This window comes from Streptomyces anulatus (assembly GCF_014650675.1).
GTDB lineage: Bacteria > Actinomycetota > Actinomycetes > Streptomycetales > Streptomycetaceae > Streptomyces > Streptomyces anulatus.
Genome location: NZ_BMVK01000001.1, coordinates 924,864 through 937,179 on the forward strand (window position 1 = coordinate 924,864; position 12,316 = coordinate 937,179).

The window sequence follows — 12,316 nt, forward strand, 5'->3', positions numbered from 1 at the left end:
TCCCCGCTGGAAGGCGGGACTTTCAGCCGTTTCAGGGGGTGAGGCGCGGCGCGAGGAGGACCAGATCGTCCCTGTGTACGACCTCGCGTTCGTAGGCGGGCCCCAGTTCGCGGGCGAGATCCCGGGTGGAGCGGCCGAGCAGCTGGGGGATCTCCTTCGCGTCGAAGTTGACGAGTCCGCGGGCGACCGGGGTGCCGTGCGGATCGCGCAGTTCGACCGGGTCGCCGGCGCTGAACTCGCCCTCGACGGCGGAGATTCCGGCGGGCAGCAGGGAGGTGCGCCGCTCCACCACGGCCCGTACGGCGCCGTCGTCGAGGGTGAGTGCGCCCTGCGGGGTGGAGGCGTGGGCCAGCCACAGGAGCCGGTCCGCGGAGCGGCGTCCGGTGGGGTGGAAGTACGTGCCGGTGTCGCGGCCCGACAGCGCGTCGGCGACCCGGCTGGCGGAGGTGAGGACGACGGGAATGCCGGCGGCGGTGGCGATGCGGGCGGCCTCGACCTTGGTGACCATGCCGCCGGTGCCCACGCCCGCCTTCCCGGCGCTGCCGATGGTGACGCCGGCCAGGTCCTCGGGGCCGGTGACCTCGGCGATCCGGGCGGCGCCGGGGGTGTCGGGCGGTCCGTCGTAGAGGCCGTCCACGTCGGAGAGCAGGACGAGCAGGTCGGCGTGGACGAGGTGGGCGACGAGGGCGGCGAGCCGGTCGTTGTCGCCGAAGCGGATCTCGTCGGTGGCGACGGTGTCGTTCTCGTTGACGACGGGGACGGCGCCCATCTCCAGGAGCTTGTCCAGGGTGCTGTAGGCGTTGCGGTAGTGGCCGCGACGGCTGGTGTCGTCGGCGGTCAGGAGCACCTGGCCGACGCGGACGCCGTAGCGCGCGAACGAGGCGGTGTAGCGGGCCACGAGGAGGCCTTGGCCGACGCTGGCGGCGGCCTGCTGGCGGGCCAGGTCCTTGGGCCTGCGGACGAGGCCGAGCGGGGCGAGTCCGGCGGCGATGGCTCCGCTGGAGACGAGGACGACCTCGCGTTCACCGCCGTCCCTCACCTTGGCCAGGACGTCGACGAGGGCGTCGACCCGGTCGGCGTCGAGGCCGCCGGACGCGGTGGTGAGCGAGGAGGAGCCGACCTTGACGACGACCCTGCGGGCGCCGGTCACTGCCGGCTCGCGGCCCGACGGCCTCTGCTCTGCCACGTGCTTCCTCGCTCTGGATAGCCCCGGTGTCCGACGCGGGGCCCACTGTGCCGCCCCCGGCACAGCACAGTACGCGAGCGGCCGCCCCCGCCGCCTGCCCGTTCCGCTCGGTGGACGCCGAAGGACGGCCGGTGGGCGGGGTGCGGGCGGGCGGCGGGGGCGGCCGCGACGGTCTCAGCTCTGCTGCTCGTCCTTGACGGCGAGCATCCGGTCCACGACCCGGGCGGCGGCGCGGCCGTCGGAGGGCTCGCAGAAGTCGACCCGGAACTGGGCGTACTTCTCCTTGTACTCCTCGCTCACCCCGTCGATGTTCCGGATCGCGGAGACCAGGTCCTCGGAGGTCTTGATCAGCGGCCCGGGGGCGCGGGAGGTGAAGTCGAAGTAGAAGCCGCGCAGGGTGTCGCGGTAGTGCTCCAGGTCGTACGTGAAGAAGAGCATCGGCCGCCCGGAGTGCGCGAAGTCGAACAGCACCGAGGAGTAGTCCGTGATCAGCACGTCGGCGATCAGGTAGAGGTCGGCGATGTCCGGGTAGTACGTGACGTCGTAGACGAAGCCCTGTCCGGCGCCGGGGATGGAGTCGAGGACCTTGTGGTGCTTGCGGTAGAGCAGCACGTGGTCGTCGCCGAGCTCACTGCGGGCGGCCTCGACGTCGATCTTGTTGTCGAGCTTGAAGCGGCGTCCGCCGTAGCGCTGGTCGTCGCGCCAGGTGGGCGCGTACAGGACGACCTTCTTGCCCGCGGGGATGCCGAGCTTCTCCCGTACGGCCGCGGCGCGCTTGACGCGGTCGGGGGCGTGGAAGACGTCGTTGCGCGGGTAGCCCGCCTCCAGGACCTCGCACTGGAGGCGGAAGGAGTTGGTCATGATCGGGGTGGTGAAGGCGTTCGGCGTGATGAACAGGCTGTACTGCCGCGAGCGCTGCGGGAGGCTCGCGATGTAGGCCAGGTTCGCCTTCGGGGTGCCGAGCAGGTCGGCGCCGATGCGCTTGAGCGGAGTGCCGTGCCAGGTCTGGACGACGACCTGGCCCTCGCGGCGGACGAACCACTCGCGGATGCCGCCGTTGGTGACGACGTACCGGCTGCGGGCCAGTGCCTCGTACCACTCCTTGCTGCCCCACTCGACGCCTCGGACGCCGGGCGGCAGGACGACCTGCTGGTCGTGGACCATCGCGATGTGCTCGACCTCGGTGCCGCGGCGCTTGAGCTCCTCGTAGACCGCGCGGGGCGAGTCGGAGAACTGCTTGCCGCCGAAGCTGTTGTAGAGCACGGCCTCGCGCAGCGGCAGCTTGCGCTGCTCGGGGGTGTAGACGTCGCGCATCAGCCGCTGGCGGTAGGCGCCGCGCAGCTCCGGGTCGAGGACCGGCCCGGACTCCACGAAGATCCGGTCGAAGTCGAGCCGCTCGACGGTGTACGTGCGGTGCTCGCCCCGGTGGGCCAGCGGCAGCGTGTCCACGAGGTCGGGGCGGATCGTGACGGGGAGGTCGCGGGTGTGGTCCCACTCGGTGCGCAGGCGCAGACGCGGCATCCAGCGGCCGGAGCGCAGCGGCACGGTGCCCTCGTAGGTGGGCATGGTGTCCGGGCGCAGGCGGGCGGTGAAGCGGCCGTCGGTGAACTCGACGGGCAGCGGGCGGTCCTCGTTGCGGCCGGTGTGGCGCAGGACCATCTTCATCTGCTCGGCGGGGCCGGTGTAGACGCCGGAGAGGACCAGTTCGCCCTCGGCGGTCCATTCGACGTTGTCGACCAGCGGCTGGACCGTGCGGACCTGGGGCGTGAAGTTCCCCGCGCCGTCGGTGAGGATCGCGAACTCGCGTCCTTCGGGCAGCGGGTGGACTCCGGTGACGGGCTTCGCGCCGCCCGTGGCACGGCGGGTGGTGCCGTCGGCGAAGACGATCAGCGCGCGGTACTTGACGGCCTTGCCGGGGCGTACGCCGTCGACGGGGAGGTCCGCGAAGTCCAGGCGGGCGGTGTGGCGGAGCCAGCCGTCGGCGCCGGTCTCGCCCTGCTGGAGCGGGAGGTCGGTGGCGAAGCCGCTCGGCTCGTGGTCGATGCGCAGGGCGGTGGGGTACTTGCCCGCCGGGGTGGTGACACGGGAGCGCAGGGTGACGGTGAGGGTCTCGCCGTCGGCTTCCTGGGCGATGATCTCGGCGGGGACGACGTCCACGGAGAGCTTGAGCCGGTTGCGGTCGAAGCCGGCGACGAGGCGGACGCCGTCGTCCAGGATCCGGGTGTAGCTGTGGCCGGCCGCGCCCGCGTTGTTCTTGGTGATGCTGCCCACGGACATGCCGCCGGGGCGCGGGATGCCGATGCCCAGGCGCCAGGTGCCGGGCTGCCACTGGCCGCGTACGCGCAGCCGGGACGGGTCGATGCCGATCTCGAAGCCGGACCAGTCGTAGCTGTGCAGGGCGCCCTTGGCCTCGGCGGTGGCGCGGGGCTCCAGGACGGTGCGCATCCGCAGCGGGAGGGTGGAGCGGCTGCCCTGGCGGCGGAGGACGGCGACGCGCAGCGAGCGCTTGCCGGTGGCCGAGGGGACGTTGGGGATGTAGGCGTAGCCCTTGACGAGGAGCTTGCCGTCCTCCCAGCCGAGGTCGAGGAGCTTGCCTCGTACGGGGAGTTCGCTGCGGTTGAAGTTGCGCACCGAGGAGGGGAGCGAGGAGCTCTCGACGCCGGGCAGCTCGATGCGGGCGCGCCGCAGGCCGCGGACGGAGAAGGCTCCCGGGTTCTCGCGCTCGTAGTGCAGCAGGTCCACCAGCTCGTCACCGCGGCCGCTGGCCGCCAGGTGCCACTTGACCCGGGCCATCGGGGAGAACTGCCGCACGACCTTGGGGGCGGCACGGGCCAGGAAGTCCTTGGCCGCTCGGTGGAATTCGGGGCGCTCCTCGACCGGAGTCTCCGGGAAGTACTTCATGAGCCGGCTGAGCTCGTCGGGGATCGCTTCGAGGGACGCCACGGGTGGAGGGCCTTTCCGGGGGGACGTGCAGATGATGAACCCCAGGAGGACGGGGCGTTAATGAGACGTCTCCAACCGTCTCATGGTTGCCCCACAGTATGACGTGACACCTCTCACAGGACGAACCCGCCCCGGTCGTCGCCGGGGCGGGGAGATGGGGGGCCGGGGCGGGGAGATGGGGGGCCGGGGCCTCGGGCGCCCGGTTCAGACGCGGTGGGCGCGGGGGGTGCGCAGGGCGCTGAGCACCGTGCGGCGGGCCTTGCGGACCACGCGCCGGGCGAGGGAGAGGCGGGGCCCGCCGTGCGGCGCCTCGATCCGCCGTCCGCCGACCCATTCGGTGATGGTCACCTCGAAGGCCCGGTCGGGGAGCACGGAGCTCTCGCCGAAGTGCGGGTAGGCGAGGTGGAGACGGGGCGGGTTCCCCCGGCGGACGAGTTCGGGCTCCTTCTTGTCGCGCAGGAAGGCCGCGATGTCCAGGAGCAGGTCGAGCCGGCCCTCGGCGAGGCACATCAGCCGCAGCCGTTCGTTCACCTTGAGGTTCCGGCCGAGTTCCGGCGTCCAGTAGGTCTTCATCAAGGGGGCGGCGAGCGCCATCTTCCGCTCGCGGACCTCGGCCTTCTGCTTCACCAGTCCGGGGCCGAACTGGGGCAGCAGCGTGATGACGAAGGGCCGCACCATCAGGGCGTCGCGCCGGGGGCCCGGGGGCACGTACTCGGCGATGAGCCCCATGAGGGCGCGGGCCGAGTCGAAGCGGCGCCGGTAGCTGCCCTTCTTGGTCATCTGGTTGCGGTCCTCGCGGCCGACCAGGTAGTAGCAGGTGTAGTCGGCGACGACGGAGATCCCGTTGCCGCGGATATACGCCTCCATCGTGAACAGGGCGTCCTCGCCGGTCTTCAGCTTCTCGTCGAAGGACATGCCGAGGCGTACGAGGAGATCGCGCCGGAACAGTTTCTGCGCACTCAGCGTGAATTTGACGTTGGAGGAATACAGGTCGGCGTGCTCGACGGTCTCTTTCCACATCGACTTCGCGGCACCGCGATTGACGCCGACGATCTTCCCGAGCACCACGTCCGTGCCCGCCCGGTCCCCCATGGCGACCATGCGTTCCAGGGCTTCCTCGCCGAAATAGTCGTCCGCGTCGAGAAAGAAGACGTACCGGCCCCGGGCGAGACCGAGGCCACGATTGCGCGGGCCGCTGGGCCCACCGGAATTCGCCTGCCGGACGACTCTCGTGGGAATCGCGGTCCGGGCGGCGAATTCCTCCAGGCAGGCGCCGGTGCCATCGGTGGAGCCGTCGTCGATCGCGACGATCTCCATGCGGTCCGCGCCGATGGTCTGCGCCTCGACGGACTCCAGGCACCGGACCAGGTAGGGCATCGCGTCATAAGCTCCGATGATCACACTGACATCGGGCTCGTCGTTCTTCCTGGGCATGTCGGCCATGTGCACCTGTCGATTTGATCACGAAAGAAGGCAGATTGCCCGACTCTGCACTCTTTGCGCATCAACATGCCGAACGACCCGTACATCCCTCCCTCGGGAGAGACGTACGGGTCGCGATCGGGGTTGCCTGCTTTTCAGCCAGTTCGATCAGATGTACGCAGAGCGGCAGTACGTCGCCCACTCGGCCGCACGTCGCTCAGCGCACGGACGAGGACCCTTCGGCGAGGGCGCTCTCCGCCTCCGCCGCGTCGGCCTCCGGTGCGTCCGGGTCCGCCGTGGCGTCGGCCTCGGCCATCGCCTGCGGGTCGCCGGTTCCGACGCCGCTGGTGACGGCCTCCTCGTCCGGCACCGCCACGGCCTGGTCGCCGAGCCGCTGGGCGACGCCCAGGTTGCGGGCCTCGGCCTTGGCGGCCAGCGCCCGTACGGCGGCGTTGAACTGCTCCATGGAGGTCGGCTCGTCCGGCCCCAGCAGGTAGGTCTTCAGCTCGCGGCGGGCGTCCGCCAGCGTGTCCGCCGCCGGGTCGGCCACCGCGGCCAGCAGCGCGTCGAGCTCCTCGGCGCCGTTGGACAGGATGACCGCGGCGCGTACCGCGGTGTTCTGCCGCTTGAACTCCTCGGCCCCGAGCGCGGCGGAGTCGGTGACCGCGTACGGCTTGCCGCTCGCGATGAAGTCGGAGACCACGCTGGAGATGTCCGAAACCATGGCGTCGGACTCGTTGAAGCAGTCGTACAGCTTGGGCTGCGCCCCGGTCACCGTACGGTGCTCCCACCAGCCGAAGGAGCGCCAGTAGGCGTCGTTCCACTCGGCCCGCAGCCGGACGGTCTCCGCCTCGCGGGCGGGGTCGGCGAGCGAGAGCCGCGACTCCTCCGCGTCGTCGCCGCCCGAGCGGCCGGTGGCCGCCAGCTGCGCGAGCCGCGCCTCGATCCGGACCAGCTCGGCCTTGGCGGCGCTCTGCCCGGCGGCGGCCGACGAGGCCTCCTTCGCCCAGCGGGGCTCGGCGGCACGTTCGGTCGCGGCCTTCTCCAGCATCGCCTGGATCCGGGCGTTGACGGCCTTGGCCTTGCCACTGCGGATACCGGTGAAGGGGTGCGGCTTGTAGATGATCCGGACCGGGTCGGCCGCGTTCAGCAGCCGGCGCACGATGTTCTCGCCCGCCAGCAGCAGGGAGGTGTTGCCCGGGTTGTCGTCCCAGCCCTCCCAGGTGGGCGCGTACAGCACGGTCGGGATGGGGTTCTTGGCGGTGCCCGTCCAGCTCTTGATGGGCTCCAGCTGCGGACGGCCGACCTCGACGATGTCCTGGTCGAGGACGCCCACGTCGGCCAGCGCGTAGCGGTCGCGGCCGGCCCGGCCGGCGGTCCAGACCTCGTCGTAGACCTTGGAGTACGGGTTGACGCTGGCGAGCTTGTCGCTGTCGCCGTGGCCGATGAAGACGTGCTTCATCGTCGGGACCCGCAGGATGTGGATGTTCTTGCCGACGTTCGCGGGATACAGGCAGACCCGGACGGTCGAGAGGTCCAGGTTCATCAGGTGGGTGCCCGCCGGGACGCAGATGACCGGGACGGAGGTGTCGGCCAGCTGCGGGACCAGACCGCGCTCCCGCATGATGATCAGCGGCCGGCCCTCGATCCGGGCCATGGTCTCCAGCCACATGTTGCCCTGGTAGGCGGACTCGTTGGAGCCGGAGAAGTAGAGCACCACGGTCGGCTGGTACTCACGCAGCCAGCTGTCGACGGCCTTGAGCACGGCGGGGGCCGGAGGCGCCAGCCGGCCGCGGCGCACATACGGGACGAGCGCCCCGAGGTAGAGCAGGGCCAGCAGAAGCGTCAGGCCGATGCCCGCGTAGCCGATGACGTCCTCACCGGTGCCGGCGGCGATCAGGATGCCCACCACGGCCGGGATGTCGAGGTGCAGCATCTTCTCGGCGGAGCGCCGCAGCAGCACGCCGGGCGGGGCGTCGGGGATGCGGACCGCGTGCAGGTCCACGTTGCGGGTGACGACCGGCATGGTGCGGCGGAGCCGGATCAGGGTCGTCAGGGCGCCGTGCGGCGCCTGGAGCCCGTAGAAGAGCAGGAAGCAGGCCACCGCCGAGTAGAACAGCGGCTCCTCGGCGAGATCCAGCCGGGCCAGCAGCAGGATGACCATCAGCTGCCGCAGCAGGAAGCGGATCGACAGCCCGGCGCGCACCTTGCCCAGGCGGTTGACCAGATAGCTGCCCTTCTGGTGCAGATACCAGTCGGCGGCATACGTGACAGCGGTGGCCGCCGCGAAGAACCAGATGTGGGGAATGAGCGCGGCAAGCATGACGCAGGGATATCCCAGCCCCATCAACAACGCTGCCGCCAGTTCCGACCTGCTGCCCACACGGGCCAGGCGAATGGCTGTCGAGATCACGAAGAACCTGCTCCAGGGGGTGCCGGTTGATTCACGTATTGGCGGAAATGTGAAGGTGCGGCTTCACGCATTCGGGCCTCTGCCATCGCACAAAGCGACAACAGAGGCCCGGAAAAGCACATTTGTCAAGAATTATTACACATCTGCTTGACGGTCCAGCACGGAGGCCAGCGCCTGCTCGAAGCCGGAGGACTCGGCGGCGCCCGCCGTCGGGTCCTGCTGCCGTACGTCGATGACGTGACCGGTCAGGGCGGAGAGCAGGACGTCCAGCGAGGTGCGCGCCACGGCCTCCGAGGAGAGCAGCGAGCCCTCGGGCTCCTGGCCGAACGCCTTGGTGCGCATCGGGGTCGCGGTGCGCTCCGGGTTCACACAGTTGACCCGGATGCCCTCGCCCGCCCACTCGTCGGCGAGCGCCTGGGTGAGGTTGACCATGGCGGCCTTGGTGGAGGAGTAGAGGCTGTACTCGGCGCGGCCCCGGGTGTAGCTGCTGGAGGTGTAGAGGAGCAGCTGGCCCTGGGTCTCGGCGAGGTACTTGTACGAGGCGCGGGCGATCTGGACGGGCGCCAGGTAGTTGACGTTCAGGGCTTCCTGGATCGTCGTGTTGTCGGTCTCGGCCAGCTTGCCGATCCGCAGCACGCCCGCGGTGTTGATGACGTAGTCGATACGTCCGGTCTCGCCGTACGCCTTGGAGAGCGCGTCGTCCACGTGCTCCGGGTTCTCCACGTGCGTACCGGTGGTGGAGCGGCCCAGGGCGTAGACCTTCGCGCCGTAGCTCTCGGCCAGGGACGCGATGTCGGCGCCGATGCCGTACGAACCGCCGAAGACGACGAGGGTCTTGCCGGTGAGGAGCTCCCGGTAGGCGGCCTCGTCGGCCTGGCGGGGGGCGGCGGTGGAGGCCAGCTGGAAGAGCTTGTCGGTGATGAAGACGTCGACCGGCTGGGTCACCTTCATGTTGTACTCGTCGCCCGCGACCACGTAGATCGGCACGTCGGGGAGGTACTTGAGGACTACCGAACAGTCGTCGGTGGCCTGGAAGTTGGGGTCGCCCGCCGCGACCTCGTACGCCCGGCGGATCGTGGAGAGCTTGAAGGCCTGCGGCGTCTGGCCGCGGCGCAGCCGGGAGCGGTCGGGCACCTCGGTGATGAACTCGCCGTCCCCACCGTGCGTGCGGGTCACGATGATCGTGTCCGCGGACGGGATGGCGACGTCGACGGCCTGGTAGCGGTCCAGCGCGTCGACACAGTCCGTGATCACACGCTGTGACAGCAGGGGGCGCACCGCGTCATGGAAGAGGACGTTGCGGTCCTCGCCCTCGGCGAGGCCCTCACCGAGGGCCGCGATGGCACGCTCGGTGGTCTCGTTGCGGGTGCTGCCGCCCTCGATGATCCGGGTGACCTTGGTCAGTCCGGCCTTCGCGACGATCTTCTCGACGTCGGGCACGAAACCGGGCGCCATCAGCACGATGACGTCGTCGATGCCCTCGGCGTTCTCGAAGATGGTCAGCGTGTGCTCGATGACGGCCTTGCCGGCGATCTTCAGCAACTGCTTGGGGATCGACAGGCCCACGCGCTGGCCGGTCCCACCGGCGAGCACGACCGCTGTGGTCCGGGGCTTGGCTTCATGCGGCACAGACACAGACGACCTACCTTGCTATGACGGGGGAACAGTGTGATGGTCGCACTCTCCGTGACCGTCTCGCAAGGTGGACGTCGTCCGCCGATCGTCCTGCGGATACCCGCAGTTCACCCTCTGGCCAGGGAGGTTGGGCACTTCGGGTCGGTCGCCCGGGGTGACCGACCCCACAGATGTGTTGCTCAATCCGCACATCTGCGGCACGTGCACCCGGCGTGACCGGCGGAAACCGCCGACGCCCGGCCCCGAGGCTACCGGACGGCCCGCCTCCGGAGAGACGGGCCGTCGGCCGTGAACCGGGGGCTCCCCCCGGGAGACGCCCTTTAGAAGGGGTCGAACTCGTCGTACTCCTTCTCTGCGTCGTCGCGCTCGGAGTCGCGCTCCCGGCGGCGCTGCGCGGCGGGGCGCGGCTCCTCCAGGCGGTGGTCCTCGCCCCGGCGGCCGAGCATCTCGGCGCCGGCGGTCACGGTCGGCTCCCAGTCGAAGACGACCGCGTTCTCCTCGGGACCGATCGCGACGCCGTCGCCGGCCCGGGCGCCCGCCTTCATCAGGGCGGCCTCGACGCCGAGGCGGTTGAGGCGGTCGGCGAGGTAGCCGACGGCCTCGTCGTTGTTGAAGTCGGTCTGGCGCACCCAGCGCTCGGGCTTCTCGCCGCGCACCCGGTAGAGGTCCTCGCCCTCGGCGGTGACCGTGAAGCCCGCGTCGTCGACGGCCTTGGGGCGGATGACGATGCGGGTCGCCTCCTCCTTCGGCTTCGTGGCGCGCGCCTCGGCGATGATCCCGGCGAGCGCGAAGGAGAGCTCCTTGAGACCCTTGTGCGCGATCGCGGAGACCTCGAAGACGCGGTAGCCGCGGGCCTCCAGGTCGGGGCGGATCATGTCGGCGAGGTCCTGGCCGTCCGGGATGTCGACCTTGTTGAGGGCGACGATGCGGGGCCGGTTCTCCAGGCCGCCGTAGAGCCGCAGCTCCTCCTCGATCATGTCGAGGTCGGAGACGGGGTCACGGTCGGATTCCAGGGTCGCGGTGTCCAGGACGTGCACGAGCACCGAGCAGCGCTCGACGTGCCGCAGGAACTCCAGGCCGAGGCCCTTGCCCTGGCTGGCTCCGGGGATGAGCCCGGGGACGTCCGCGATCGTGTAGACGGTCGAGCCGGCGGTGACGACGCCGAGGTTCGGCACGAGGGTGGTGAACGGGTAGTCCGCGATCTTCGGCTTGGCCGCGGAGAGCACCGAGATCAGCGAGGACTTGCCCGCGCTCGGGTAGCCCACGAGGGCCACGTCGGCGACGGTCTTGAGCTCCAGGACGATGTCCCGGCTCTCCCCCGGCTCGCCGAGCAGCGCGAAGCCCGGGGCCTTGCGGCGGGCCGAGGCCAGCGCCGCGTTGCCGAGGCCGCCGCGGCCGCCCTGACCGGCCACGAAGGTGGTGCCCTGGCCGACGAGGTCGGCGAGCACGTTCCCGGCCTTGTCGAGCACCACGGTGCCGTCGGGGACGGGCAGGACCATGTCCTGGCCGTCCTTGCCGGAGCGGTTGTCGCCGGCGCCGGGCTGACCGTTGGTGGCCTTGCGGTGGGGGCTGTGGTGGTAGTCCAGCAGCGTGGTCACGGACTGCTCGACGACGAGGATCACATCGCCGCCGCGTCCGCCGTTGCCCCCGTCGGGGCCTCCCAGCGGCTTGAACTTCTCACGGTGGACGGAGGCGCAGCCGTGGCCTCCGTTACCCGCGGCGGCATGCAGCTCGACGCGGTCCACGAAGGTGGTCATGGTTGGTGCCTCCAGGTACAGCAGAAAAATACGGAATTGTCTCTGTCGTAACACGCCGAGGGCGGACCCGCTTCCCCGTTCGCCGGGAAAGCTGAGATCCGCCCTCGGAAGGTGCTGTGTGTCGTTCTGCGCGCGCTGAGAAGGATCAGACGGCGAGCGGAACGATGTTCACGACCTTGCGGCCACGGTGCGTACCGAACTCCACCGCACCGGCGGCCAGCGCGAACAGCGTGTCGTCGCCGCCACGGCCGACGCCCGTGCCCGGGTGGAAGTGGGTGCCACGCTGGCGGACCAGGATCTCACCGGCGTTGACGGCCTGACCGCCGAAGCGCTTCACGCCGAGCCGCTGAGCATTGGAATCGCGCCCGTTCCGAGTGGAAGATGCGCCCTTCTTGTGTGCCATGTGTTCTCAGTCCCTTACTTCGCAGCCGCGGGGATACCGGTGACCTTGATCGCCGTGTACTGCTGGCGGTGACCCTGGCGACGGCGGTAGCCGGTCTTGTTCTTGTAGCGAAGGATGTCGATCTTCGCGCCCTTGTGGTGGTCCACGATCTCGGCCGTGACCTTGATGCCGTCCAGCACCCACGGGTCGCTGGTGACGGCGTCACCGTCGACAACGAGCAGGGTCGAGAGCTCGACCGTGTCGCCAACCTTGGCAGTGGAAATCTTGTCAACCTCAACGATGTCGCCGACAGCTACCTTGTGCTGGCGACCACCGCTGCGCACGATGGCGTACACGCGGATCTCTCTCTCGCTCGGAACGGATCCCCTGATGCCAGCCGCTCGCACGGGCCGGGGCCCGGGGCGATCCGGAAGGATGAGCGGCCTCTCCTGGCGGACGGCGCGAACACCGACCGTTACCGGGAGGGATGTGCTCAGGGGTAGGCGTGTTAAGGAAACACACCGAGGGTCAAGGTTACGGGGCGGGGGTGTGGGGGTCAAACCGGGTCGAGGGGCCGG

General features: G+C 70.2%; 8 protein-coding genes. All 8 read right to left on the reverse strand.

The features are described from left to right. Nucleotides 1-31: 31 nt before the first annotated feature. Nucleotides 32-1,186: a glutamate 5-kinase gene (gene proB / locus IE272_RS04090; RefSeq protein ID WP_228922645.1), complete on the reverse strand. Its 1,155-nt coding sequence runs from the start codon at nt 1,184-1,186 to the stop codon at nt 32-34. A gap of 174 nt (nt 1,187-1,360) precedes the next feature. Continuing rightward, nucleotides 1,361-4,129: a CDP-glycerol glycerophosphotransferase family protein gene (locus tag IE272_RS04095; protein ID WP_190006262.1), complete on the reverse strand. Its 2,769-nt coding sequence runs from the start codon at nt 4,127-4,129 to the stop codon at nt 1,361-1,363. Between the two features lie 204 nt (nt 4,130-4,333). Then, on the reverse strand, nt 4,334-5,572 hold the full coding sequence (locus IE272_RS04100; RefSeq protein ID WP_190006263.1) for a glycosyltransferase family 2 protein: 1,239 nt from the start codon (nt 5,570-5,572) through the stop codon (nt 4,334-4,336). Between the two features lie 196 nt (nt 5,573-5,768). Beyond that, nucleotides 5,769-7,874, reverse strand: a complete 2,106-nt coding sequence (locus IE272_RS04105) for a hypothetical protein (RefSeq protein WP_229897199.1) — start codon at nt 7,872-7,874, stop codon at nt 5,769-5,771. Nucleotides 7,875-8,099: 225 nt separating this feature from the next. After that, nucleotides 8,100-9,599, reverse strand: a complete 1,500-nt coding sequence (locus tag IE272_RS04110; RefSeq protein WP_050360117.1) for a bifunctional cytidylyltransferase/SDR family oxidoreductase — start codon at nt 9,597-9,599, stop codon at nt 8,100-8,102. A 320-nt stretch (nt 9,600-9,919) separates the two neighbouring features. Then, nucleotides 9,920-11,356, reverse strand: a complete 1,437-nt coding sequence (gene obgE, locus IE272_RS04115) for a GTPase ObgE (protein ID WP_050360118.1) — start codon at nt 11,354-11,356, stop codon at nt 9,920-9,922. A 145-nt stretch (nt 11,357-11,501) separates the two neighbouring features. Beyond that, nucleotides 11,502-11,759, reverse strand: a complete 258-nt coding sequence (gene rpmA / locus IE272_RS04120) for a 50S ribosomal protein L27 (RefSeq protein WP_026291105.1) — start codon at nt 11,757-11,759, stop codon at nt 11,502-11,504. 14 nt (nt 11,760-11,773) lie between these two features. Then, complete coding sequence (rplU, locus tag IE272_RS04125) at nt 11,774-12,094, reverse strand: 50S ribosomal protein L21 (protein ID WP_003969204.1); 321 nt, start codon at nt 12,092-12,094, stop codon at nt 11,774-11,776. Nucleotides 12,095-12,316: the final 222 nt, after the last annotated feature.